Below are 26,330 nucleotides of genomic sequence, written 5' to 3' on the forward strand. Positions count from 1 at the left end.
CCTTTAAACTGTTTTTACTGCTTAGTCTCGATAAATCTTGGTTAAGTCCTGATAGTGATCGATACGACGATCACGAAGGTAAGGCCAAATTCGACGAATGTTTTCACTACGCGCTTGGTCTAATTCAACAACCAATAATTGCTCATCACTGTTGTTAGCTTCGGCTAAGATTTCACCTTGAGGGCCCGCGATAAACGAGTTGCCCCAGAACTGAATACCTTCGCTTTGACCGCTTGGATCACTTTCGTGACCAACACGGTTACAGCTGATCACCGGTACACCGTTGGCAACTGCATGAGCGCGTTGTGAAATAACCCACGCGTCTTTTTGACGTGTTTGTTCGTCTTTTTCATCACGCGGATCCCAGCCAATGGCTGTTGGGTAAATTAAAATTTCAGCACCGGCCATTGCCATTAAGCGTGCAGCCTCAGGGAACCATTGATCCCAACACACCAACACGCCTAATTTGCCAACAGAGGTTTGAATAGGCTGAAAACCTAAATCACCCGGTGTGAAGTAAAATTTCTCGTAAAAACCTGGGTCATCAGGAATATGCATTTTACGGTATTTGCCGGCAATACTGCCGTCAGTTTCTAGAACCACAGCGGTGTTGTGATAAAGACCTGTGGCACGCTTTTCGAATAATGATGACACGATCACCACATTTAATTCTTTAGCGAGTGCGCCTAAGGTGTCTGTGCTTGGGCCCGGAATTGTTTCTGCTAAATCAAAAACGTCTACATCTTCGGTTTGGCAAAAATACAAACTACGGTGCAGCTCTTGAAGAACAATAAGCTTAGCGCCTTGGCTTGCTGCATCACGAATACCAGCAATAGATTTTGCCATATTGTCTTGAGCATTATCGGTGTTTGATTGCTGAACAAGAGCAACCTTTAAATGCGTTGGTTTAGTCATTGTTTGTTCCTGCTAAAAAGCCGCGCGGTAATTGCATTGTAATACAGTGTAAGCTGCCAAATTGGTGAATAATTGGCACACAATTAATACCCACCACAGTGTGATCTGGGTATGCTTTGGCAACCTGACCAAGCGCAAGTTGGTCGTTTTCATCACCATAAATTGGTACTAAAACGGTTTTATTGATAATTAAATAATTAGCGTATGTGGCAGGGAGTCTGTCACCATCTTCATTGAACACTGCTTTTGGCCAAGGTAAGGCAATCAGCGTGTAGTTTTCACCTTCTGCTGTTTTAAATGATTGCAGTTGCTTTTCCATTGCATCAAGGGCAGCAAAATGCTCATCATTTTTATCATCACACTGTACATATACAAGGGTGTTGTTTGGTGCAAAACGTACCAGTGTATCAATATGGCTGTCGGTATCATCACCCGCAAGATAACCGTGATCAACCCAAAGGAAAGACGTAGCGCCAAGTTGCTCAACTAGCGTTTTTTCTATATCTGCTTTTGTAAGTGCTGGGTTACGATTTGGGTTTAACAAGCACTCGCTTGTAGTCAGTAGTACGCCGTGCTCGTTGATTTCGACGCCGCCGCCTTCAAGAACCAGTTCACTTTGCTGATAACCATTTTTAGGGTTTGCAACTTGCTTTACAAGCACTTGGTTAATTTGGTTATCAAGTTCACTTGCAAACTTATTGCCCCAACCATTAAAAATAAAATCCATTACTTTTAATTCTGTTGCGTCATCAATATTCGCACAGGTTAATGGGCCATGGTCGCGTGCCCAAGTATCGTTACAGGGTGTCACCACAAAGTGAATGCGCTTAGCATCAACATTTGCGGTTTCAAGTAATCCGGCAATATGTGCTTTAAGGGCATTATCATGGGCCACAATCACAACATCTTGTTGCTGGCTTATTGCTTGGCAAAGTGCCACATACACAGGCTCTACAGCCGTTAAATTTGCAGCCCAATCAGTATCTTGGTGTGGCCAAGTAAGCATAACAGCATCTTGCTCAGCCCATTCAGGTAAAAGTCTAAATTTCATGAAGGTAATAAACAAACTAAGGTGGGGCTAGTTTAGCATTTTAGCCATAGATGTCAGCTTTTTGTGCGCGATAAAGCGTGATTTTTAACTGTCTTGCGAATTGTTTTCTTGTTGACGTTTTTTTAGTTGGCGAGTTTGGGCATGTAAGGCCGCTCTTACGACTAAATCTTGGTCAGCATCACGAATCGCCGTAAACAATAAGGTATATTGGTATTTATCATCATCACATTTTTCAATGGCGACTAATTCGGTATAGCAATAAATGGCAGATGCTTCGTGTTGTAAGAATAATTTAGTGCGAAATGTCTGTCCAAGTTCATATACTTCTGATGAGGTTAATTTTACCCCGCCACCGCCATAGCTATCGCAATAGTTAGCGTCATCTTCTGGCTGTTCAGAGGCTAAAATATGGCTCATAATTAAATCAATTTTACGTGATTGTGCTTGTAAAAATAGTGCTAGTTCTTGTGCAACATCACCTAGGTTTCTAAGCGGGCGTAAGGTTGCTTGTTCAAGCTCATTTACTTCGTTAGCAAGTTTAAATAAAGCGGGGATATCAGCTTCGAGTTCAGCATTGGTTTTTGGCACAGCTTCAGGTTCAACGGCGTATAAATTGACGCGATTGCTCTCGTTGATTTGAAAAAATTGTTCAAATTCGGCTAATTTTTGATTATTCATGCTGCACTCCACACATCTTTCCTTAATACTAGCGCTCGAAGCAGTAAATTGCTAGTAATCAAATAATCAAAAAAAAGGGCAAACTCATTGTTTGCCCTTCATTTTTTACAGGTTACCCTCTTGGGTTTTGACATGTTCTTGCTGGTGATGTTTTGCTATCTCATCAGCAAGCTCTTGTCTTGAGCGTTTTTCAGTTAACTTACGCGCCGTTAACCAATAAAAGAACAGTGGCACAAAGAATACCGCAAGGAATGTTGCAGCCATCATACCGCCCATAACACCCGTACCAACACTATGACGAGCTCCCGCACCTGCACCAGAGCTCAGTACTAACGGCACAACACCTAAAATGAAGGCTAGAGAGGTCATAATAATTGGTCTAAAACGTAAACGTGCAGCTTCAAGTGCAGCAGTACTTGCGCTCCAACCTTGTTGATGTTTCATCAAGGCGTATTCAACGATAAGAATCGCGTTTTTGCTGGCAAGACCAAGTAGTGTGACAAGACCAATTTGGAAATACACATCGTTTGTCATACCGACAACCCATACTGCTATAAGCGCACCAAATGTACCAAATGGCAGGGCAAGCATGACAGACAGCGGTAGTGACCAACGCTCATAAAGAGCTGCTAGAATCAAAAATACCATGATCACAGCAAGGCCTAAGGCAATTCCTGTGGTACCTGAACTACGTTTTTCTTGGAATGCAGAGCCTGTCCATTCGTAGGTCATATTAGGTGGTAGTACTGCTTGTGCAATACGTTCTACCTCAGCAATGGCTTGCCCCGAGCTGTAACCCGGTGCTGCATTACCCATTAGTTTAACTGCTGGTAAGTTGTTATAACGGTTAAGGTTTTCAGGGCCACGGCTATACTCAATAGTGGTAAAGGCTGAAAGTGGCACCATAGTACCTTGGTTGTTTTTAACATAGATACGACCAATGTCATCAGGCTTCATTCTAAATTCAGCGTCTGCAGACATCAGTACTTGCCATGCGCGACCAAATTTATTGAAGTCGTTAACGTAATAAGTACCTAAGTTACCCGCAAGGGCAGTGAACGCGTCATCAATTTCGACACCCATAGCACGCGCTTGCTCACGGTCCACATCAACACGTAGCTGTGGTGCATCAGGGCGCCAAAGTGTTTGCAAGCCACTGATGATAGGGCTTTTTTGTGCTTCAGCTGTCATCAACTGCATTGCATGTTGTAGTTTATCTGGGTCACTGTCACCTTTGTTTTGAATGTAGAATTCAAAACCACCAGTGTTACCTAAACCAAAAATAGCAGGAGGGTTAAAGGCAAGTACAAGCGCCTCTTTAATACCCGCTGTTTTCATGAAGAGCTCTTGCACTAGCGCTTTGGTATCAACTTCACGCTCATCCCAGTGCTTTTGAGTCACGAATAAGGTTGCAGCACTGTTTTTGTAACCACCGCCAATAAAGTCAAAACCTGTAAACGCCACTACGTTTTCGTTAGCTGGGTTTGATTGTACGGCTTTGACAACTTGCTGTGTTACTTGCTCTGTGCGTTCAAGTGATGACCCATCTGGTAAGAAGATGGCAGAGATGTAATAACCTTGGTCTTCATCTGGTACAAGTGAACCAGGCGTATTTTGCCAAAGGCCAATTGTAGCAGCAACCATACCCGTCATTAAGATCACACCTAACAGACCACGGCGCACCATAAAACCAACAGCACCTACATAACGGCCAGTGATCTTGGTAAACATGTCGTTAAACCATAAGAAAAAACGGGCGGTTTGTTTGTGTTCTTGTTTTAAAATAAGCACACAAAGAGCTGGCGTCATCGTTAAGGCAACCACACCCGATAAACTTACAGCAATCGAAATAGTAATTGCGAACTGGCGGAATAACTCACCGGTTAAGCCACCTAAAAATGCAATTGGCACAAACACAGAGCAAAGTACTAAAACAATTGCCACAACTGGGCCACTTACTTCGCCCATGGCTTTAACGGCAGCTTCTCGAGCACCTAGGCCTTCTTCGTGCATAATACGTTCAACGTTTTCAAGTACCACGATGGCATCATCAACAACAATACCAATAGAGAGCACCATACCGAATAAGGTGAGTGAGTTAATTGAGTAACCCAGCATATACATGCCAGCAAATGTGCCTAGTAGTGAAACCGGTACTGCAAGAGTCGGAATAAGCGTTGCGCGCCAGTTTTGTAAGAATAAATACACCACTAAGAATACCAGTACCATGGCTTCAAGCAATGTTTTTACTACTTCACGAATTGATACCTCAACAAAGCGGGTTGTGTCGTAAGAGGTTAAATGAGCAAGACCGGTAGGGAACTGGCTTTTCATTTCTTCAATAACACTGTTTACTTCTTCAGCCACATCAAGAGCATTAGCACCCGGCTGTAAGAAGATACCTAGCAGTACCGCTTCTTTACCGTTAATCGTCCCTTTGAAGTTATAATCTTTCGAACCGAGCTCAACGCGGGCAACGTCTTTTAAGCGTAAGCTACTGCCGTCAGTATTTGAACGAATAATGATGTTTTCAAACTGCTCAGGCTCAGATAAACGGCCTTGTGCTGTAACACTATAAACCAGTTCTTGAGGAGATTGAGTTGTTGGCGTAGCACCAATTTTACCTGCGGCATATTGCGAGTTTTGTACGCGGATTGCGCCGGCAATTTCTTCAACCGTAACCCCTAATTGGCTCATAACATCAGGGCGTAGCCAAATACGCATAGCGTAATCTTTAGCACCAAAAATTTGTACACTCGTTGTACCAGGAATTCGTTTAATACGGTCAAGCACGTTCATAGTGACATAGTTAGATGTCCATAAACTCGAGCGTGTACCATCTGGTGAGTAAAAGGCATGCACTTGTAAAAAGCTAGAAGAGCCTTTTTGAACAACGACACCTTGGCGGCGTGTTTCTTCAGGTAAACGTGCTTCAACCTGTTTTACACGGTTATTTACGTTTACAGCGGCTTGGTCAACATCAGTACCAATTTCAAAAGTAACTTCGATTGTGGTTGAACCAGCACTGGTTGACGTTGATGACATATACATCATGCCTTCAACACCGGTAATGGCATTTTCTATCGGTGTAGCAACGGTTTGTTCGAGTACTCCTGCAGATGCGCCAGGGTAGGCCGCGGTGACTTGTACAACCGGTGGTGCTATTTCAGGGTATTGCGCAACTGGTAAGCTACGCATCGCAGCAAGGCCCGCAAGCACAATAACAATAGATATAACAAACGCAAAAATGGGTCTGTCTATAAAGTAACGAGAAAACATAAGACTCCCTGTGCTTATTCTGCGTGGCTTGAGTTAGTGGTTGGTTTGCCAACATTGACTGGCATACCCGGGAAGAAAATACGTGCCATGCCATCAACAATAACTTGGTCGCCTTCTTTTAACCCACTGCGAATCAACCAAAAATTTTGGTATTGCTCGTTTTCTGGTTTTTTGATCCATTCACCTACAGTGACAGGGGCAGGTAACGCAACATCCATACCTTGCTCGTTTTTGCTTACTACATAAACAAACTTACCGGTGCCGTTATCAAGCACGGCTCGTTGTGGCACGATGAAAGCGTTTTTGCGAACTGCACCACTTAACTCAACGCGAACGAATTGCCCCGGGCGAAGTTGGAAATCAGGGTTAGGGATAATTGCCTGAAACTCACTGGTACCTGTGTTCGGGTTAATACGGACATCAGAGAAATTAACTTCACCGGTTTTGCTGTATAAAGAACCGTCTTGTAATTTGATTTGTGTTTGCCAGTGGCCTTGCTCAGGTAAAGTGAGTGAGCCATTTTTAACATCTTGACGCATTTGTAATTGTTCACGCTCAGATAAGCCAAAACGAATGCGAATCGGGTCAAACTGAGTCATTTGCGTTAATAATAAATCTGGGCCAGAAACATAAGTGCCTTCAGAAACAAACTCACGACCCATTACACCTGCGACAGGGGCTTTAACTTGCGCATATTCAAGATTAAGTTGTGCTTCTTTCAGAGCTACTTTAGCGGCAGCTAAATCTGTTTTTGCAATATCATTGGCTGAACTTGCGTTATCGTAGTCACGCTGCGAAACGGATTTCTCGGCACGTAGCTTTGCTAAACGTTTTACATCACGCTCTGCTTGAATTAAAGCTGCTTTTGCGCCATCAAGTGCTGCTTGAGCGCGGTCAACCGCAAGTTGATAAGGTTCAAGATCAATAGTGAATAATGACTGGCCTTGCTCTACACGTTGGCCCTCTTCAAAGTTACGTGATTCAAGAATACCGGTAACGCGAGCACGAACTTCGATTTCTTTTGAACCAGATAACGTTGCAGGCAGCTCGATAGTAAAAGGCACATCTTCAGTTTTCATGGTCATTGTGGCAACCGCAGCTGGGTGCATTTGACCTTGCTGCTCCGGTGCTTTAGAGCAAGCAGATAAAAGTATAGGTGCAGTAACCAATAATAAAGCAGATAAAGATAATTTGGCAGGTGCGAAAGGCAGACGCATGTTTACTCCACAGTCCAATTGTTAAGCAAGTAAGCAAAGAAATGCCATCCAAAACTCAAAGGCAGTCCTATGCAATTTTAAAGTCCGATTAGTTTATACCCAAAATAGCAAAAGGTACACCCTTTAGTTTACTTTTGCTCGGATTATATCGATACAAAAAACTACTTTAATGAGGATTATTAAAACGAGTTAGCAAAGTAAACCAGTAGAAATCATATTTATCTACTTTTGAGGCTTGGTTAGTTATTGTTTATTAGATTTGCTGTGATGGTAAGTTGGTTATACAAATGTACTAAAATCAGCAGCTTTCCTTAAATAAATGTAAGGTATAAATATGATTTTATTTGGGTGTATTAACGTGAGGCACAAAATTTTAACAAATGGCTTGTAATTAAACTGAAATCTCGTACCCTAAAGCAATAAAAATATAATAAATGTGAGTTAAGGATGACAGATAGAACAGGTGTGATCACTGCTTTTACTGAGATATCGAGCAAGCTTAGGCGCTTTGTATCACGTATCGTCAGCCCTGATGATGTAGAAGATATTGTGCAAGAGACGTTTATCAAAAGTTATGAGGCCGATCTTAGACAAAATATCGAGTACACTCATAGTTATATGCTGAAAACGGCAAAACATTTAGCACTAAACCATATTGCTAAATGGGATAATAAATATAAAGAGTCGTTAGATGAGCAACAACAAGTTGAGTATCAAATGCGCTCAATGGCCTTAGAAGATGAAGTGACCTCAAAAGAACGCTTTTTGTTTTTTTGCCGAGTAACTAACGAACTAAGTCCACAAGTAAAAAAATGCTTTATTTTAAAGAAAGTCTACGGCCTAAGCCAAAAGGAAATTGCTGCTAAAATGGAACTCAGCGAAAGCACTGTTGAAAAACACATAGCCAAAGGCTTATTACATGTTCACCGAGCAATGAAATCTCACGACGTTCAAACCCACAGTCACCCTACAACCACAGAGTTCGCTGCTAAAGAGGTGAACAAATGAGTAATGTTCACCCGTTTTCATCAAAAGAAATGATTCAAGAGCAGGCGAGTCAGTGGATAAGCGCCATTGACCGTGGTTTATCAAAAGATGAAGTAAGCCAATTACATATGTGGGCCCATCAAAGTGCTGCACACCAAGAAGCACTTTTTGAGCTTGCAACCTTGTGGGATGAAATGAGTGTACTTAACGAGCTAAGTAGCCTGTTTCCTTACAAAGCACCACAAAAACAGCCCGCAGTATTTGGCATGGCAACAGCCGCCAGCTTTTTAATTGTGATGCTGTTTGGTTGCATTATGTTGATTTATTCTAGTTATTGGCAAAGTGAAGAGAACGATTACGCGAAATTTAATAAGATTTACCGGACAAAAGTGGGTGAGCAAGCTACATTCGTCTTGCCAGATAGCACGATTGTACAACTTAATACCAATACAAAACTTGAAGTGGCTTATACGGGAACTCGTCGCCAGTTAATTTTAAACCGTGGCGAAGGGCGTTTTAACGTTGCTAAAGATGCAAGCCGTCCATTTACAGTGATCGCGGGTGATAAATCTTTTACTGCACTTGGTACAGTGTTTAATGTTCAGCGAAATACTGCATCAGACTTAGAATTAGTGGTCACTGAAGGCAAAGTAATGATTGCCGATCCAAATACTCATGTAGATGCAAGTGACTTTGACAGATTAAAAAGTGCTTCAGATAACAGCTCTGACATAAAAAAACTAAAAGCGAATGTTGTTATATCTGGTGAAAAAGCGCTGATTAAACACAGTAAAACTGAGCCAATTAAGCAGCTTTCAGCAGATGATGTGCAACGCGATCTTGCATGGCAACATGGAATGCTGATCTTTAGTGGTGAACCATTAAGCGAGGCACTTCAAGAAGTTAGTCGTTATACAGCAACGAGATTTGAGCTTAGCGATCCTGAACTTGCATCTTTAAAGGTAGCTGGTGTGTTTAAAGCTGGCGATATTAAAGGCCTACTTGATTCACTACAGGCAAATTTGTCAGTTAATCATCAACGTTTGGGTGAGCATCGTGTTAGCTTAACGTTCGCTTCAAAAGGTTAGTTCTGCCTATGAGAATACGCCAATATTATGATGTTAATTGTGCGCCACTTTCTCGTCACAAAAAATTAATTAAAAAAAAATTAAATTTACATAGTGGATTTTTTTCCCTCACCTGTTTGTTTAAGTTGCACAGTAAGCAATTGCAGTTGTTACCAGCCTCATTTGTTGTTTATGGCCTTACCGTCGGCCAAACAGCAATTGCAGCTGAAAAACAAATGCTGCAATTTGACATCAAAGCGCAACGAGCTGATTTGGCTTTAATCGAATTTGCAAAGCAAACCGAACAAACAGTCATATTTTCTTTCGAATTAGCGAAGCAATATCAGGCACAATCGTTATTTGGTTTTTACACTAAACTCGATGCACTGAATGCGATGCTAGAAGGTACTGAGCTTGATGCGGTTGTTGATCAACAAGGCTTGCTGAGGATAAAACTCAAACAAGTAGATAGGAAAGATAACAACATGATCAAAGTATCAGGGGTCAGCGCTGCAGTCGTGCCATTACTGCTAGCCGCCAATACGCAAGCATTAGCAGAAGATCAAGCAGCAGAACAAAACATCGAAAAAATTGCCGTTGTCGGTAGCCGTGTAGCAGGACGCTCGGTTGAAGATTTACCGGTTCCGGTTGACATTTTAAGTGCCGAAGCACTTGAGAATACAGGCCAAACAGAAGTAGGCCGTATGCTTCAAGCAATCGCTCCATCGTTTAACTTTTCAAGCTCGTCTATCAGTGATGGTACAGATGCACTTCGCCCAGCAACATTGCGTGGCTTAGGGCCAGATCAAACCTTAGTGCTTATCAACGGTAAACGCCGCCATCAAGCGAGCCTTATCCACATTAATACGTCAGTAGGTCGTGGTACGGCTGGTACTGACATGAACGCTATCCCTGCTGCTGCAATCAAACGTATCGAAGTATTACGTGATGGTGCTGCTGCACAATATGGTTCAGATGCCATTGCAGGTGTTATCAATATCGTATTAAAAGACGCCGAAGAAGGCGGTAAAGCTGCTATCAACTACGGTGAGTATTCAGAAGGCGATGGTGAAACGGTTACTGTTGATTTCAACAAAGGTTTTGCTTTAGGTGATGAAGGTTATCTTAACACCACAATTAATTACCGTGACCGTGCGCCAACTAACCGTGCAGGCCTTCATGGTTCTTGTCAATTTTACGGCTGTACAGAACTTGATGACGGTACACTATTAGCTGGCGACCCTCGTGAGTTAACAGCACCTCGTGATACGTTTAGGATTGGTGATGCAGATTCACAGCAATTTGCTCTAACTGTTAATACTGGCTATGAGCTTGCTGGTGGTGAGATATATGGCTTTATCACTTATTCAAATCGTGAAAACGAATCAGCAGCGTTTTTCCGTCATAACGCAAATACAAATGGTAACCCAGTATTACAAGATGGTGATGCAACCATTCCTATGGGTTTCTTACCTAAGATTAATACCATCATTGATGACGTGTCTTACAACGTGGGCTTTAAAAAGTCGTTTGATAATGATTCAAGCATTGATTTATCGTACACCTATGGTGAAAACAGCATTGATTACACAACAAGCGACACAATCAATGGCTCATACGCAAACTACCTTCGTTATAACCAAGGTTTAAGCGCTGATGAAATTCGTGCCACTATCCCGCGTTCAGCGTATGCATATGGCCTTGAATTATCGCTTCAAACACTCAACCTTGATTACACTAAAGACTACGACAATTTTTCATTAGCACTGGGTGCTGAGCTACGTACTGATGAGTTCCGCATTCTTGAAGGTAGTGAATACGCATACCGTGATTACGACACAGTTGATGGCGTTAGCATTTACTCTGGCTTAAATGGCGGTGTTGGTAGTGTTGATGCAGCAAGTGGTACGCAAGGTTTTGGTGGCTCAGATCCGGCATCATCAGTTGATGAGTCGCGCGATGTGATCTCATTCTACATGGATGCAGAAACCTATGTAATCGATGATGTCATCATCTCAGGTGCGGTACGTTACGATAACTACAAAGGCTTTGGCGATACAGTTAACTTTAAGCTAGCGGGTAACTGGTCAATTACTGAAGATGTGTCTTTACGTGGTGCACTAAGCACAGGTTTTAGAGCACCTTCTATGCAACAACTTTACTTTAATAACGTAAGTACACAGTTTGTTGTGGGTGATGATGGCAGCTTAGTCGCTGAGCAAGTAGGTACGTTCAGAAACGACAGTACCTTAGCGCAATCAATTGGTATTCCTAAGCTAAAAGAAGAGAAATCACAAAACCGCAGTTTAGGTATTGTGTATAACGTTACCGACAATATCAATTTAACCATTGACTACTACTCGATTGATATCGACGACCGTATCGTTATTTCTAACCGTTTAGGTAAAGGTTTATCAGATACGCTAGATGCTGCACTTGAAAGTTCAGGCGCAGGTGCGGGGCAGTTCTTCTTAAATGGTGCAGACACCGAAACCGAAGGTGTTGATTTAGTTGCAACATGGAACACAGAAGGCCTTGGCGGTACGCTTGATTTCACCTTTGCTGCTAACTTCACTAAAACAGATGTGGTTGATTTATTTACGCCATCAGGCAGTGGCCTTGAGACTATTCCGGTAGAAGATGTGTTTTCTGCGCAAGAAACCTCAATTATTGAAGAATGGCAACCAGAAGACCGCATTAACTTAAGTGCGCTTTACCGTTTAGAAGATTGGACTGTAAACCTATCACTAAACCGTTACGGCGAATACACAGTTGAAGACGGTGGTCGTCAAACATACGGTGCTGAAATCTTAACTGATGTAAAAGTTAACTACTTCTTTAACGAAAATCTGTCATTTAACATTGGTGCAAATAACTTATTTGATGTTTACCCAGATAAGAACACCATTGGTAATTCACGCTCGGGTACGATTGTTGATGCAAGCGGCAACACAATTGTTTCAAGCCCAGGTGTATTCACTTACTCACGTCGTTCAGCACCATTTGGTTTTAACGGTGCGTACTATTACGTAGGTGCAGAGTACAAGTTCTAAACTCCCTTTAGATTCTTTTATTATTTAACTTTGCAAAGGGCCATTTGGCCCTTTTTTAGTTATAAAGACGTACTTATAGAAATTGGCACATCTTGATATTGTTTTATTTTATCAAGCAAGGTGACCAAGGTTTTGTGGCTGCTTTGCTCACTTGCTGTTACTTGCACGTTGGTCATTTCAAACTGTGCGGCAAATAACGCAAGGTTAGCGATTATTTGCTCTGGTGTGATAAGCCGGTTTGCAAAATAAATACTGTCGTTTTCAGTAATAGTAAATTGCGCTTGTTTTTTAGGGTTTTCAAGACTTGGTTTTGCTAAAGGGCGATTCACTTCAATAGCGCGCTCTTTAACAAATGAGGTTGTGACGATAAAAAATATCAGCAAGATAAACACAATATCGAGCATAGGAGTCATATCTACATCAGCGTTTGCAGTGGTTTTTTTATGTTGTTTCACCATAATTAGGTCCTTGTTGTTTTTGACCAAGCCACAAAAGTCACGATTAAGTGGACTAGTCATAGTCGTGATTAATACCACGGATTATTTTTAAAATGCTGGGCGCCACAGCAGTTTTTAGGATCCTAAATTTAAAGTTAGCAGCTTTTAAAAATACTGTAGTTAAATAAATATTCTAAGTTTATTAAATGTTTGTAGCGTTTTTGTTGGTAAAAATATTTATTAGCTTTGATGAAATGATTTTGAGGTTAGTCTGGTCATTTTTGTTGGAACTAAGTTTAAAGGATGGATAAATGCTAAAAATTAAGTCTTTAGTTTGTGCTATGTGCCTTGTTTTACCAACAGCAAGTTTTGCTGAGCAACCAGTAAACGGGCAAGATTTTATTAATTTATTTGAAAAGCTGTCAGGAAAGCAGCCCGGAATCAGAAAAGGTCACGCCAAAGGGGTGTGCGCTGTTGGCACATTTACACCTAATCAAGCAGCAAAACAGTATTCAATCAGCCCTTTATTTAACGCACCGTCAAAAGCAAATATTCGTTTTTCTATGGGCGGTGGTAACCCTCATGCTGATGAAACATCACGCTCGCCGCGTGGAATGGGGGTGCAGTTTGTGCTAGAAAATGGTGATGTACATAATATTGCAGGGCTTACTACGCCAGTATTTGCAGGCAACAGCCCAGAAGCATTTTTTGGTTTGCTAAGTACCTTAGTACCTGACGAAAAAACAGGTCAAATCGATTTTGCGAAAGTAAAAGCATACAGAGAACAAAACCCGAGTATCTTAGGGCAATTTAATTGGCTACAAAGCCATAACCCGCCAGCATCGTATGTGTCTTCGCGTTATTTTGGTGTGCATACCTTTTACATGGTTGATGAAAAGGGCGCTAAGCATGCCTTTAGGTGGACCATGGTGCCAGAAGAGCCAGAGCAGGTGCTAACTGAAGAGCAAATGAAAACCTTCCCTAAGTCATTTCTGGCTAAGCGACTTGAAGAGGATTTAGAGAAAGGGAAGGTTCATTATCTTTTTCAAGCTGAATTCGCCGAGCCCGGTGATGCATTAACTGACCCTTCAGTACAATGGCCTGCTGATCGCAAAACAATTGAATTAGGGAAGCTCACCATAGAATCGACAAGTGAGTCAGGTTGCGATCTCACTAATTATGACCCAAACCTACTATCTAAAGGCTTTATGCCAAGCGATGACAAAGTACTCAAATTACGCTCAACAGCTTATGCAATTTCATTTGCTAAGCGTTTAACGGGTCAATAAATCTTAAGTGTATCCGTCAGGTTTGATTAAAAGTAATTAATAAACCTGACAGGTGTGTATGTGTTAGAAGAGACAGTAGGGGGAATTTAGTTTGTCGGCAGTATTAGATGAGTTTCTGGTAATAATTTTTATGGGCTTAGGTCCTAATATACGACTAAAATTTATTTGCAAAAAAGTGTAGATAAGCGAAACTAAGTAAACTTTTTAGTCCTGTTTGATTGGTTTGTTAGCCATTTCGTGCGGAAGAGATACAAGTATTGAAAGACCTGTACCCTCGTTTATCCATTCATTACAAGAAGTAATCATTTCTGTATCAGATGGCTTGTCAGTATAAAATTGAGCGCCATGAATGAAAGTATGAAAACTATTTACTTTTAAGCCATCATCACAACGTAAACTATGTTTGAAACCATCCGTTGGCATCATTGCTCCAAAAGATAACATAATCCAATGGTCCGATCCTGATTCAGTCATATCAAGAGAAATGTCTAAATGGGAACATTTTTTAGCGTGTTTTGATAAATCTATAGTGGCAATTCTAGCTTTACCAACATCAATTTCAACTTCTTTAAATTCGAGCGTTTCAAATACCTCTCTATCACCATGTGGCGTATTTACTACAATTTGATTACATGTGGAAAGTATTTCCGAAGCTAAAAAACCAACTTTAATATCACTATAGCCATCTTTAGTCGGGTACAAACGATAGCTAATATTTGAGTCTACACAAATAGTATTGTGTTCTTTATTTAAATAAGCTCTTGCGTGAACATTGTAATTACTTCTTACACATTTATTTGTTACATCCATAGTTTGAATGATATATGTATTTAAGTAATCTTCGATATTTGAATAAATTCTTTTTTCTTCTATCGATGGTTTTATTAACGCGCTTAATGCGTCCCGTTTACTTTCAGAATCAATATTCCCTAAAAAATTCCTGCTTACTACAATATCTTGCAATAGTGACTTGATTTTATTAACAAATTCAGAGGTTCCTGATGCATAAGTAAAGATTGAGGCGACTAAAATGGCTATACCTACAGACTCTAGAAGTCCTGTACATGCTAATGCCCAAAAAGGCATATTAGGAAACTTTAAATCCAAAATAACAGAAAATAAAACCAAAACCAAACCTAGCCAAAAATAACTAGAGAAAAGCTTGGTAAATCCATAGTTATTATTAGTTTTGTATTCCATATTATATAAATCCATGAAAATATAATGATAATATTGCGTTTTAATTTTGATTTAAAGCTTTTTTATGATGGGTTTATTTTTAACAAAATTTTGTTTTTTGTAAATGATGAGTTTTCATTGGTGCTTAATAAGTTAATTGTAAAAAATTATCGAAGCAAGTTTTATTTATTATATTAGCTAACCAAACTGATTTTAGTAAATATCGATGACTGGTTATCGCTCGAAACAGATCTTAAAATATTTGAAATAAACCTTTGCGTGGCAGTTACGAATCATACTTGATTGCCTATAATTGGCAGTTAGACGAACTTCGGTAGAGAACGAACAGTGACTAAATAAATGCGAATTACTAAGCGGCTAATGCAACTGTATAAAGTCTATTAGTTAACTTCCTTCACTGTTCAGGCTAAAGGTCTTTTAAGCGTGAAAATATAATTATTAATGTAGCCAAATTTATGTGTATGGATACATTACAAGCGCTGAGCATTACAGGGAGCTGTAGCATAAACAACACCCACTTAACCAACTGAGCATGTAGCAACTCAGCTCAACAAACTATTATGCAACGCAAACAACGTGTCGTATAAATACCATAATGTTAGGTATACAAGGAGAGTTTCGTGAAAAAATCTATTTTAGTGTTCATTTGTTTTCTTTTTTCATTTACCAGTAATGCAAATGACCAATTCACTTCAGAGCAATTAATTGAGAAAGCTAAAGCATTTGTAGCGGCAAAAATGCGCGTCAGCAGCCCGACACAACAATTAAAGAAGTAGACTACTTTATCTCGTTACTAGCTGATGATTTCATTGATGAACACGTCAAATATAAATTTGTTTATTCAGATAAATAAAACTTCGCGAGGATATGATAAGTAAGCTAAATGATGAAGTTATTTATAGTTCAATAGAAATAAATGAGATTATGGTTGGTGCTAACGTAGTTTTGGTAAAAATGACTGAATCAGGTAAAGTTAAACCAGCTCATTTAGACAAAACTATCAAGTACAATAAAACCAATATTGTTTCACTTGAGTTTAATCAATTAGGCTTAATCAAACACATTCGTCGACATCATGGGTAATTGAGACATAATAAGATAAAAAATGATAAATCTGTCTTAAAGGTGATTAGATTTTTGTCCCTCAGTGATTTTAGCTAACATTATTACATTTTCTATGATGTCGTTATGTCTTAAGTGATTAATATAGAAATCTCAAAAATTAGTTTCTTACATAGCTTTCAATGAGTATTACAGCAGTGTATAGGCTAATGGAGCAAGGTTTAGTAATAGTAATAATAAATTACTTAAAGGAAGCAAAGTGAGCACTAAGCATATTTTATTGATTATCATTATTTTCTTTAGCTCAGGCTGTACTACATCGGGTCAGCTTTATTATGTTGATACTGAAGGTCATAAAAAGCTTGCTTACGACGTAGAATTTATTGGTATGCCTAGTGTCGATAAATTTGCTGTTGAATATGCTTTAAGCCTTTGTGCCAAAAATATTGTTAAAAAAGGCGGTGTAATAAAGGAAGAGCATCATTTATCGATTGATACAGCTATTCCCTTAGCTCCGTGTGAAAAGGCTTGGACACACGAACTAGCTAAGCGACAATATCAGACTAAAAATTTAAATAAAAAAGAATATGGATATATTGTTGCGAATATAGATTTAGGTTTGGCTACAGTAAATAAGTGCACATAAATTTTTTAAAAGAAATATAATGCGTGATGTTTTATCTTTTTTTAGTTGAGTTATTTAGAGTGTGCTTAAATATTGTAATGTATTGCTCACGATTTAATGTGGGATTATTTTTACAAGGAGTGTACGATGAATACTTGGGTATTTGCAGCAGGAATCGTATGTATATTTACTTCGATTGTGCATATCTTCGCAGGTCAAGTTGATCCAGTTAAACCTTTTCTAAAGTCTAATCTTCCTGACATTCCTAAAGCAACTCTATTAGGGTGTTGGCACATTGTATCAACTATCCTCGTTATCTCAGGTTTTGTTTTATCATATATTGGTTGGTTCAATTTAGGGTTATATCAAAACATTGTCATTGGAATATCGATAAGCTTTGTTATTTTTTCTTGTGTCTTTATAACTGTGGGTTGGTATTTTTTTAAGTATCATACATTCGTAAAGTTGCCGCAATGGACTTTATTGTTACCCATTGGGCTTTTAGGTCTGGTTGGAGTATTGTAAGCATCATAAATGCTTTAGCTGCAAAGGATATAAAACAGCGGGCTTGCCCTCCTACGTATTTAATTTTTTAGCCTGCTATTCTTTCTGTCGGTTATGGCATTGGTAAAAGAGGTTTAAATGGAGGTTCCATAAGGTATGAATATTTATCTAATTATTGCGGGTGCATTAAATGCTTTAGCTGCCATTCTTCATTTAGGTTGTATTTATTTTGGTGCACCATGGTATCGCTTTTTTGGTGCGGGTGAGAGAATGGCGTTACTTTCTGAGCAGGGGAGCTTAGAACCAACTTTGATTACTACTGGAATTTTCTTTGTACTCTCCATCTGGTCAATGTATGCGTTTTCAGCTGCTGGAGTAATATTTAAACTCCCTTTAATTCGGACTGTTCTTATATTAATAACGTTAATTTATTTTGTTCGTGGGATAGCAGGCTTTTTCTTTATAAACTCACCTATGGGACGCTCACCTGAGTTTTGGGTTTGGAGTTCGATAATTTGCCTATCTTTAGGCATAGTTCATTTAATAGGGTTAAATAAGCAATGGTCTTCTATGTGAACGACGTTAACCTAAAAAACTATTCGCAATTCGTGACATTTTTACCATGCGCTGATTTTAATAACTAATTTGGTGTTCGGCAAACCGGTATTGCTATTCCAACACTTTAATAGGGCGTTACTTGTTATTGGAGGCTTGAGCGCCAAAAGTTTGAAGTAACATCTATATCTAAACAGATAAAAGCCCAGCTTAACTGGGCTTTGCACTCTCACAATTTAATGCTTTTTCATTTTACTCATTTCAGCATGACAACTTTGAATTGTCAGCAGGGTTTTTGATAACGCGGCTTCACAATCATGTGGTTGTGGTTTTTTAAGCGCATGTTTGATTTCAGCTAGTGTTTTATCTTCAACTTCTTCAAGTTCGCTAACATAGGTGGCGTTTTTGTCGGCACCTAGTTTAGTAATTAGTGATGTATAGGCTTTACGTGCTTCTACAGCAAAATCAGAGCCATTTTCGCGCTCGCCATTTTCGTTAATAGCATAAGGTTGTAAGCGCTCGACACTTACTTTACGCGCATCTATCATGCGTTGAAATAAGGCAATTATGCTTGGGTCGGTTACTTTTTCCTGTGCTTTTTCATAAAAATCGATACCGCTATTCATAACTTGGATGATATCTGCAATATGATGAACGTCTTGTCCTTGATGAGTATTCATAATGACCTCTTTTTGAATATTAAAAACAATGCAATTAGATACTTGCAAAGCATATTCCAGTTCATTACTTAAATATAAAGTTATTGTATTTCAGGTGGTTGTTGTTTTTTAATAGGAGGGGTACTGCTGATAAGCTAAGCTAATACTTGGCTTATCAGCAATAATTACAATTTGGTGGGTAAAATCTTACTTAAGCTCGTCGGCCACTTCTGCAACCTTTTGGCGTAACCAAATATGGCTTGCATCACGGTGTAATAACGGGCTCCAAATCATATCGAGCTCAAATGGCGGAATAGGGAATGGTGGCTCAAGAATTTTAAGGCCCGGATCGTCTAAATAAATATTTGCGGCTTTTGAAGGCAACGTTGCAACCAAGTTTTGTTCTTTCGCTAAGTGAATAGCAACGTGGTAATTACGGGTAAAGGTGGCAATATTACGGTGTTTACCAAAGTGAGCGAGCGCTTCATCGACCCAACCTAGCTTTTGCACATCTTTAGGGTCCATACCAACACCTACACCAAAGCCTGTTTTACTTACCCAGATATGACGCGCTTTTAAATAGCTGTCGAGGCTGAAGTCTTTAATAATCGGGTTATCTGCTTTTACTAGGCAACAAAAGCTGTCTTTCCAAATTTGTTTATAGTGAAACGATTGCGGTAAGTTTTCAAAACGGTTGATAGCCATATCTACCTTACCGTTTTCAACATCGTGGAAGGTTACATCACTTGGGGTCAAAATATCGAGCGTGGTATCAGGGGCTTCTTCGTGTAATTTACTTAATAAGCGTGGGGCAAGGGTACTTGCTGCATAGTCACTGGCCATGATGCGAAAAACACGTTTACTTTGCGATGCTTCAAACTCGCGGTTTGGTGCAAGTGTTTCCTCAAGGGTCATTAATATGCCGCGGATCACTGGCTGTAACTCTTTTGCACGCTCTGTCGGTACCATACCCTCACTGGTACGCACCAAAATTGGGTCGTTAAATAAATTACGTAAGCGTTTTAAGCCATTACTCATTGCTGGCTGGGTAATGCTAAGCTGGTTAGCTGCTTTGGTTACATTACATTCCCTGAGAAGAGTATCTAGGTAAACAAGTAAGTTTAAATCTATTTTACTAATATTCATTCTGTGTCCTTGGTGTTTACCAATAATGGATAAATCGTTGTGCAGCAGGGTATGGGTAAATATGGCTTACTACACCTTGCTTAAAGTTGTATTGTGCTTGTCGCCAATAGGCTGGATCTTCAAGCTCTGGGTGTGTACTCAATAAGTATTGCTTATACACCGGGTTTGCTGTCACAAAGGTACATAATTGCTCTGGAAACACATCTTGTGGTGCTACAGAGTAGCTTTGCTCATTAGTTAGGTAATCATCGTACGTTTTGGCTTTAGGCAAAGCACGAAAATTCATATCGGTTAGATACTGAACTTCATCGTAGTCATAAAAAATAACGCGATTATGTTTACTCACCCCAAAGTTTTTCAACAGCATGTCGCCTGGGAAAATATTAACGGCGATCATTTCTTTTAAGGCTTGGCCATATTCTTCTATTGCCTCAAAAGCTTGTTGCTCACTGGCATTTTCAAGATAAAGATTTAACGGTGTCATCCGTCTTTCAATATATAAATGCTTGATGATTAGCCATTCGCCTTCAATAATCATCGAAGAACCAATGGTTTTATGTAACTCTTCAAGTAATTTACTATCAAATCGGGCTAGTGGAAATACGACGTTCGAATACTCTATGGTATCGGCCATGCGACCGACACGATCATGACTTTTTACTAATTGGTAGCGTTTTAATACGGTATCGCGGCCAAAGGGTTTGCTTTCACCAAAGGTGTCTTTAATGACTTTAAATACATAGCCAAACGAGGGTAGGGTAAATACCATCATTACCATACCTGGTGTACCGGGGGCTATAACGAGCTGGTCATTTGAATGATCTAAATGACTTAAAAACTCACGATAAAATTCGGTCTTACCTTGTTTATGAAAACCTATGGCGTTGTAAAGCTCTGCCAGTGTTTTATTAGGCATAAGCTGATTTAAAAAGCGCACTAACGCAGATGGTGCATGGGTTTCAACCATAAAATAAGCACGGGCAAAACCAAAGATAACCCGCATTTGCGATGATTTGGTAAGTAGGGCGTCGAGGTATAGGCCTTTGTCTTCGTGGTGCAATACCGCAATAATAAATGGCTGTACGCCACTTTCTGAAACGACCCGGCCAACAATATAAGCGGCTTTGTTACGGTAAAAAGGGGCTTGCAGTATATCAAAGCGCATTTGCCATGCTTGATGATGTGTATCGGGCGCTTGTTTATAAAAGGCTTTTACCAGCAAGCGAATATCGCGTTCTAAATCAACAAAGGGGGCTTTAAAATCAAACTGGTTAATAATTTTGCGAATAGTAGGTCTTAAACCATCAACAACCGGGTGGTAACTACGGTATTCGGCTTCCATTGGCAAAGCTGGGGCATCTGCTAGAGTTGCTTTTACAAATATAAAGTCATTATTAAAATAACGGCGATGGAATAAACGACAAAAAACTGAGTTGTAAAAGGTTTCGGCGAGTTCTGCTTGAGGATGAAAGCGCAAAAATTGCTGATAAAGTTGTTTGGTTTCAAGCCAGCAGGTTTGGTCTAAGGTAATAATTTGCTGTTCATTAAGCGATTTGAGCTTAGCAATGGTTTCGTTAACCCGATCATCGTAATGGCTAATTCTGAGTTTGCTTATTTCATTTATTTTTTGCCAATCACGCTGTGCAAACGCGAGTGGCGCTTTAGCAGTAATTGCTTGAAAGAGTTTATAGTGATTGCGAAACCCAGATAAAATTAACTCTGCAATGTGTTGTGGCTGCATATAAACTCCTTACTTATACCAATATAGAGCAATAACTCTATAGGTGTTAAGAATATGTTATTTATTCTTTAAACCCAATAGTAAAGTGTATTTAATTATATCGAGCGAGTTTTTTCTCTAAGTTTGCGATTTTTTTGTTAATGTTTTTCACGTCTCGCACGTATTGCTTATTAATTGCTTTAAGCTGTTTATTTATGTCTTTGTTAATTTCTTTCGCTTTTTTATCTGACAACCTTTTATTTAAGCGTTGTTCTTGTTGATATTGCGCTCTATCTCGATCGCGGCTCAAAATATCTAAACGATACTTATAACTACGGATCTCTGCTTCGAGATCTCTAATAATTTGCTGGCGCTCTAATTCATTCAGCTCTTTAACATAATTATTAGGTGCTTTAATGTCGGGATCGGTAACGTGGATTTTGTGCTTGGTTGCACGGTTACCGCAGGGGTATTCACTAAAAACGGTGCCTCTGTCTGTGACGCACTTATAGTATTCAGTTGTTGCAGCAAGTGATGAAAGGGAGCAGGTCAACAAACAAACTATTATTGAAAAAGTGATTATAGTTTTCATGACATCCATGTCTCCTAAATCAGTAATAGGGCTCTGTGTGGGTATATTTAAAACTAGCTCGTAATAATGATTTATCAATAATCACTAAGGCGTATAACGTTTTAGTTTTTTAATACTTTGCACCAAAAACGGAACATCAAGTCTTTGCTCAATCGCAAAACCTTGTGCAGCAGAAATATTTTTAAAATTACCATCAGAGTCAATCAGAGTAATTCGGTCTTTCTTAAAGGCAATGAAAACATCTTGAGAATAGTTAACACCGGTATCATCATGGCGTTTATATAAATTGCTTCCCAGCATAGTTTGCTTTGCGAGCGTATTACAGCTGAAATAATGGCCAACACTTGTGGCAATGATATCGCTTGGTTGGATAAGACCATCAGTTTGCACCACTTTTTTGTCTGAGCTGTATAAGCGTGAGGCAGTGACAATACCATTGCTGTTATTAGCTAAACTAAAGGCAAAAACGGCATTTGCTGCTTCACGTGGGCGTGTAGATTCGTCCGCGCGAATAAGACGAATAGCCGGATTTATATCTTCGTTGTTAATAAATTCGAATTGTTCAAAACCATTAATTTGTATTGAGCGATTATCTGCAAGCCAAACAGGGAGTTGCTGTTTGTCTAGAATCGGGGCTTTGTAAAATGCTGGTAGGCCGTACACTAAACTAAATAACGTGTCTTCAGCTTCGATAGGTTGTAAGAATAAGTCTGTCTTACGCAGTGCAGGTTCAGTGCTAACAAATTGCTCAAGAGCGTTATTGTTTTCAAATACCAAAATATCAATTGTGGCACTTGAGTCAGCCTTACATTCAGCAAGTGGAGTAGGTGCTAAGTAATCTATGTTGTGTGGGTCTAATCTAACATCATGCGCTTCTTTATAGCTTTCGATATCTAGTAAATCATTTTTAGCTAATAAGCTTTTTGCCGTTGTTGGATAAGACAATGGCAATACATTATCTTGTTTAGTGATGTCGAACTTTAAGTTGGCATCAGCCCAAATATGAATGCTATGGCTCAGTGCAAAACACACTAGAATCGTGCTTGTCGCATAACGCGGAAATTTATATTGCTTTAAGCGTGCTAAGTGGTGCCATGTATAGTTACTTACTAATAACTGAAACGCTAAAATTAAAAGTACAATACCACCCGCTAGAATCGTGGTAAGAGCAGGTGAGCTTGTTAAGCGGTGCCAAAGCAAAGACACAATTTCGGGTAGTGCAGATGTATTTAAGTGATAACCCAAGTTGAAATACACATAGGCATCAAGTGTCAATAATGAAGCACCAAGCGTTGCGATAATAGCCGCCATCCCTCGGATATGCCGAGGGTATGGAAACACTAAGCTTAATGGAAATATCGTCAAAACAAAGGCAATAAAAGTAATAAAGCTGGTGTGGCTTAACCAAGTTACGAGCATGTATAAATAGCCCATAAAGGTGGTTGGTGCACTGTCTGCAACTAAGTAGCTTACGCTAATAAATAGTACTAAGCCTATGTTTGCAAAGGTGAACCAATGTCCCCAACTTAGAAGCTGACTTACTTTTGATGAGAATTGACTTTGTTGCGATAAATTCATAAATCTTATTTAACCGACTGCGCTAATGCTTTGGCGAAATTGTCGGCAACCGCTTGTCTTTTCTCTGATGGTACATGCTCTTTTAAAATATGCGTGATAGAATTTCCTAAACACATAAGGCTTAAATCAACAGGCGCTTTGTGCTCTGTTAGTACATCGATCAGCTGATCAACGATTTGTTCTACTTGCTCATTAGAATATTTTGATATGATAGGCATCAGTTGGTTCGGTAAAAAGAGTTATATTCCCGTATTTTAACACCAGAGGCGTGAAAAACAAAGATGACAATAGATGTTAAAAAATTAGTCGTTCATTATGTAGACAAAAAAGATGACGACACAGATATTCATTTACGCAATGATGAGATGGTTGTTAACGATAAAGTAGCCGTTTTTATTGAACAGCTACACCATGCATACAATGGTAAGCCGGGTAAAGGTTATTGCGCATTCAGTGGCGAGAAAAACAGTATTGTTGCTTCAGCTATGCAAAGCTACCGTAATAACGAGCTTGGTTTTTGGCACATGACAGAGCAAGCGACAAATGTGCTAAAAGAAGAGCTAAATAAGTATGCCTTCAACGAAACGGGTTATTTAGTTTTTTGCCATTATCAGTATGTTGCGAGTGACTTTTTGTTAATTGCCATGATTAATATTAAAGAGCACTACTCAATTACTTCTGAGCTTGATCTAGCGTCATCACGTCATTTAGATATTTCGCGTATGCAATTAGCTGCACGTGTAGATTTAACAGCGTGGGATGCGCAACCAGAAGATAATCGCTATGTGTCGTTTATTAAAGGTCGTGCCGGTCGTAAAGTAGCAGACTTCTTCTTAGACTTTTTAGGTTGTGAAGAGGGCATTGATCCGAAACAGCAAAGCCAAGTTATGCTTAATGCCGTAGAAGATTACTTATCTGAGCAACAATACGATAAGTCAGAAAAAGACGAGCTACGCAAACAAGTTTTTGATTACTGTAATGATTGTGTGACTACAGGTGAAGATGCCAATGTTAAAGAACTTTCGGCGACATTATCAAAAAGTGACGACAGCCCATTTGAAAGCTTTTGCCAAGAACAAAATTATGACTTAGAAGAGTCGTTCCCTGTTGATAAGAAAACAGTTACCAGCATGGTTAAGTTTTCAGGTATGGGCGGTGGTGTTAGTGTGAGCTTCGAACGCAAACATTTAGGTGAGCGAGTTACCTACAACGAAGCAACAGACACACTTGTTATTAAAGGTATTCCACCTAATCTTAAAGACCAGTTACAGCGCTTTATGGAGCAAGAAGAAAGTTAACTTTCTTAGCTACCGCAACCTTTCTTATTTAGCCCAGCTTTAGCTGGGCTTTTTTTACTATTTGGACTCACGTTGAAAATTTTTGCAATTATCTCAAATAAGAAGAGTGTGAGCTGGTCCTTTATGGTTGGTTTTAAATTGAGATACGTTGTTTTTTAGTATTCTAAAGCCGTAAATAAAGTGATAACAATAGAAATGGATATTCAAGAATAAGTCGTATTTTTGAGTATGAGCTCACAATAGCTGCTTAGTATCTAATTGAGTTGCATTTTAAATATCGAGGGTAAAGGAATGTCATCAAGTATTGTACTAATCAATCCATTTATTGTTCCTGAAGGCAAGTTAGAAGAATCAATCAAATATTGGGAATCCCATCGAGATTTTTTAAAAACGCAACCGGGGTATATATCAACTAAGTTACACCGTTCATTAGAAACACAATCATTTTTGGGTGAAGCCAAATATAAACTAATCAATGTAGCTGAGTGGGAAAGCCAAGACGCCTTTAATTCTGCAGTGCAAAAGATGCAATTAGCACTTAACAGCGAAAGAGTAGAAGGTTTAGTCGGGCAGCCTGCTTTATACGAGGTTGTTAGAGAATAAATAAAGGAAAAGCTGGAGAGATTATAAGTTAAAACTGTAAATTTGGTTTAACAGTGCCTTGGCTAGGTCTCTTAACTTTAGCGCTATTTGGGGGATATATGGATAGAATCCTTAGATTATTAAAACCTGAAAATATTCGAGTCTTGTTATTTTTGCTAGGTATTGTGCTGTTAGGGAGAAGCTTGGCTACAACACGCCCAGAATATGGTGTGACAATTCTTACTGCACAAGAGCAACCACAAGATATTTTAATGTATTTTCATGTTGAAGTTCAGCGTTATATTATGACGATGCTTTGGCCTGTTGTTTTCGCGTTATTAAACTCGCTCTATCCAAAAGTAAAAGTATCTAAGCCATTTTTTTATACAATTATAGGCCTACATATCATAAGCTTATTTATTAGTTTGATTTGGTATTTCAACTATGTTCCGAACAATCAAGAGGGAGCATCACATTTAGAACAAGGGTTAGCGCATATGCAATTTAGCGCAACAATAGTGTTTATTGTTAGCCTGATTAGTGCTGTGTTTTCTTTAATATGGTTTAGTAAAGGGTGGGTCATTTTTAAATCAGATGAGTCGCTTTAAACTTGGCAGCTAATTAACTAAATTTAATTTTTTATATCGATAATATGTTTATCAATATCAGTATGTGCCAGCTCTTATGTATTTCTAATGTATGTTTCACAGTGGCTTTTGGTCATGGTGCCCCCTAAAAAAGCAAATACACAGGCTTTAATTCTTACGAAAATCAATTCTTGCTTTGACATTTATAAGCTTCTTAAACATGTGCTATTTAGTCGAAATTTTTATCTA

The 26,330-nt window shown here is 39.3% G+C and carries 25 protein-coding genes; 12 read left to right on the forward strand and 13 right to left on the reverse strand.

Features of this window, described 5'->3' with window-relative positions:
* Nucleotides 1-21: 21 nt before the first annotated feature.
* From NH454_RS07650 to NH454_RS07670, 5 genes are all read right to left on the reverse strand, one after another.
* The gene (locus tag NH454_RS07650; RefSeq protein ID WP_235382359.1) at nt 22-915 is read right to left on the reverse strand and encodes a carbon-nitrogen hydrolase; all 894 of its coding nucleotides are present in this window, start codon (nt 913-915) and stop codon (nt 22-24) included.
* Nucleotides 908-1,966, reverse strand: coding sequence for an agmatine deiminase family protein (locus tag NH454_RS07655; protein ID WP_235382360.1), 1,059 nt, complete (start codon nt 1,964-1,966; stop codon nt 908-910). The genes NH454_RS07650 and NH454_RS07655 overlap by 8 nt, the downstream gene beginning before the upstream one ends.
* Before the next feature lie 84 nt (nt 1,967-2,050).
* Nucleotides 2,051-2,644: a PilZ domain-containing protein gene (locus NH454_RS07660; protein ID WP_135924304.1), complete on the reverse strand. Its 594-nt coding sequence runs from the start codon at nt 2,642-2,644 to the stop codon at nt 2,051-2,053.
* A 105-nt stretch (nt 2,645-2,749) separates the two neighbouring features.
* Nucleotides 2,750-5,923 (reverse strand): multidrug efflux RND transporter permease subunit, encoded by a 3,174-nt coding sequence (locus NH454_RS07665; RefSeq protein ID WP_235382361.1) that lies wholly within the window; start codon nt 5,921-5,923, stop codon nt 2,750-2,752.
* A 14-nt stretch (nt 5,924-5,937) separates the two neighbouring features.
* Nucleotides 5,938-7,140, reverse strand: a complete 1,203-nt coding sequence (locus tag NH454_RS07670; protein ID WP_235382362.1) for an efflux RND transporter periplasmic adaptor subunit — start codon at nt 7,138-7,140, stop codon at nt 5,938-5,940.
* 447 nt (nt 7,141-7,587) lie between these two features.
* Between NH454_RS07670 and NH454_RS07675 the strand changes: the two genes are divergently transcribed.
* The 3 genes from NH454_RS07675 (at nt 7,588) to NH454_RS07685 (ending at nt 12,247) form a co-directional block, all read left to right on the forward strand.
* Nucleotides 7,588-8,148, forward strand: a complete 561-nt coding sequence (locus NH454_RS07675) for an RNA polymerase sigma factor (RefSeq protein WP_253038670.1) — start codon at nt 7,588-7,590, stop codon at nt 8,146-8,148.
* A complete protein-coding gene (locus tag NH454_RS07680; protein ID WP_235382364.1) occupies nt 8,145-9,215 on the forward strand; it encodes a FecR domain-containing protein in 1,071 nt (356 codons plus the stop codon). Before NH454_RS07675 ends, NH454_RS07680 begins: the two co-directional genes overlap by 4 nt.
* Before the next feature lie 215 nt (nt 9,216-9,430).
* Nucleotides 9,431-12,247 carry a TonB-dependent receptor gene (locus NH454_RS07685; RefSeq protein WP_235382402.1) on the forward strand — a complete coding sequence of 939 codons (2,817 nt, stop codon included), beginning with the start codon at nt 9,431-9,433 and terminating at the stop codon, nt 12,245-12,247.
* A 59-nt stretch (nt 12,248-12,306) separates the two neighbouring features.
* Here NH454_RS07685 and NH454_RS07690 read toward each other — a convergent pair whose 3' ends face one another.
* Nucleotides 12,307-12,705 carry a biopolymer transporter ExbD gene (locus tag NH454_RS07690; RefSeq protein ID WP_055021032.1) on the reverse strand — a complete coding sequence of 133 codons (399 nt, stop codon included), beginning with the start codon at nt 12,703-12,705 and terminating at the stop codon, nt 12,307-12,309.
* 290 nt (nt 12,706-12,995) lie between these two features.
* Here NH454_RS07690 and NH454_RS07695 point away from each other — a divergent pair, with 290 nt between their 5' ends.
* Nucleotides 12,996-13,973 carry a catalase family peroxidase gene (locus tag NH454_RS07695; RefSeq protein WP_235382365.1) on the forward strand — a complete coding sequence of 326 codons (978 nt, stop codon included), beginning with the start codon at nt 12,996-12,998 and terminating at the stop codon, nt 13,971-13,973.
* Nucleotides 13,974-14,177: 204 nt separating this feature from the next.
* On the opposite strand, the gene NH454_RS07700 is transcribed toward NH454_RS07695, so the two are convergent.
* On the reverse strand, nt 14,178-15,173 hold the full coding sequence (locus tag NH454_RS07700) for a hypothetical protein (RefSeq protein WP_235382366.1): 996 nt from the start codon (nt 15,171-15,173) through the stop codon (nt 14,178-14,180).
* Nucleotides 15,174-15,793: 620 nt separating this feature from the next.
* Between NH454_RS07700 and NH454_RS07705 the strand changes: the two genes are divergently transcribed.
* The 5 genes from NH454_RS07705 (at nt 15,794) to NH454_RS07725 (ending at nt 17,940) form a co-directional block, all read left to right on the forward strand.
* Nucleotides 15,794-15,949, forward strand: coding sequence for a hypothetical protein (locus NH454_RS07705; protein ID WP_235382367.1), 156 nt, complete (start codon nt 15,794-15,796; stop codon nt 15,947-15,949).
* Between the two features lie 91 nt (nt 15,950-16,040).
* Nucleotides 16,041-16,256: a hypothetical protein gene (locus NH454_RS07710; protein ID WP_235382368.1), complete on the forward strand. Its 216-nt coding sequence runs from the start codon at nt 16,041-16,043 to the stop codon at nt 16,254-16,256.
* A 238-nt stretch (nt 16,257-16,494) separates the two neighbouring features.
* Nucleotides 16,495-16,881, forward strand: coding sequence for a hypothetical protein (locus tag NH454_RS07715; RefSeq protein WP_235382369.1), 387 nt, complete (start codon nt 16,495-16,497; stop codon nt 16,879-16,881).
* A 126-nt stretch (nt 16,882-17,007) separates the two neighbouring features.
* Nucleotides 17,008-17,385 carry a hypothetical protein gene (locus tag NH454_RS07720; protein ID WP_235382370.1) on the forward strand — a complete coding sequence of 126 codons (378 nt, stop codon included), beginning with the start codon at nt 17,008-17,010 and terminating at the stop codon, nt 17,383-17,385.
* Between the two features lie 135 nt (nt 17,386-17,520).
* Nucleotides 17,521-17,940: a hypothetical protein gene (locus NH454_RS07725; RefSeq protein ID WP_235382371.1), complete on the forward strand. Its 420-nt coding sequence runs from the start codon at nt 17,521-17,523 to the stop codon at nt 17,938-17,940.
* A 215-nt stretch (nt 17,941-18,155) separates the two neighbouring features.
* Here the strand turns inward: NH454_RS07725 and NH454_RS07730 are convergent, their stop codons facing one another.
* The 6 genes from NH454_RS07730 to NH454_RS07755 form a co-directional block, all read right to left on the reverse strand.
* A complete protein-coding gene (locus NH454_RS07730) occupies nt 18,156-18,599 on the reverse strand; it encodes a PA2169 family four-helix-bundle protein (protein WP_054554697.1) in 444 nt (147 codons plus the stop codon).
* Nucleotides 18,600-18,785: 186 nt separating this feature from the next.
* Nucleotides 18,786-19,724, reverse strand: coding sequence for a LysR family transcriptional regulator (locus tag NH454_RS07735; protein ID WP_054554698.1), 939 nt, complete (start codon nt 19,722-19,724; stop codon nt 18,786-18,788).
* 16 nt (nt 19,725-19,740) lie between these two features.
* Nucleotides 19,741-21,465 carry a bifunctional isocitrate dehydrogenase kinase/phosphatase gene (gene aceK / locus NH454_RS07740; RefSeq protein WP_138558333.1) on the reverse strand — a complete coding sequence of 575 codons (1,725 nt, stop codon included), beginning with the start codon at nt 21,463-21,465 and terminating at the stop codon, nt 19,741-19,743.
* Nucleotides 21,466-21,556: 91 nt separating this feature from the next.
* Nucleotides 21,557-22,036 carry a DUF4124 domain-containing protein gene (locus tag NH454_RS07745; RefSeq protein ID WP_235382372.1) on the reverse strand — a complete coding sequence of 160 codons (480 nt, stop codon included), beginning with the start codon at nt 22,034-22,036 and terminating at the stop codon, nt 21,557-21,559.
* A gap of 84 nt (nt 22,037-22,120) precedes the next feature.
* On the reverse strand, nt 22,121-23,614 hold the full coding sequence (locus tag NH454_RS07750) for a DUF3413 domain-containing protein (RefSeq protein ID WP_235382373.1): 1,494 nt from the start codon (nt 23,612-23,614) through the stop codon (nt 22,121-22,123).
* Between the two features lie 5 nt (nt 23,615-23,619).
* A complete protein-coding gene (locus NH454_RS07755; RefSeq protein WP_036967930.1) occupies nt 23,620-23,832 on the reverse strand; it encodes a DUF1414 domain-containing protein in 213 nt (70 codons plus the stop codon).
* Between the two features lie 63 nt (nt 23,833-23,895).
* Here NH454_RS07755 and yejK point away from each other — a divergent pair, with 63 nt between their 5' ends.
* From yejK to NH454_RS07770, 3 genes are all read left to right on the forward strand, one after another.
* A complete protein-coding gene (gene yejK / locus NH454_RS07760; RefSeq protein WP_135924328.1) occupies nt 23,896-24,912 on the forward strand; it encodes a nucleoid-associated protein YejK in 1,017 nt (338 codons plus the stop codon).
* 291 nt (nt 24,913-25,203) lie between these two features.
* Nucleotides 25,204-25,515, forward strand: coding sequence for an antibiotic biosynthesis monooxygenase family protein (locus NH454_RS07765; protein WP_135924329.1), 312 nt, complete (start codon nt 25,204-25,206; stop codon nt 25,513-25,515).
* A 98-nt stretch (nt 25,516-25,613) separates the two neighbouring features.
* Nucleotides 25,614-26,102, forward strand: coding sequence for a hypothetical protein (locus NH454_RS07770; RefSeq protein WP_253038672.1), 489 nt, complete (start codon nt 25,614-25,616; stop codon nt 26,100-26,102).
* Nucleotides 26,103-26,330: the final 228 nt, after the last annotated feature.

Source organism: Pseudoalteromonas sp. Ps84H-4, assembly GCF_024124645.1.
In the GTDB taxonomy this organism is placed as follows: domain Bacteria; phylum Pseudomonadota; class Gammaproteobacteria; order Enterobacterales; family Alteromonadaceae; genus Pseudoalteromonas; species Pseudoalteromonas lipolytica_C.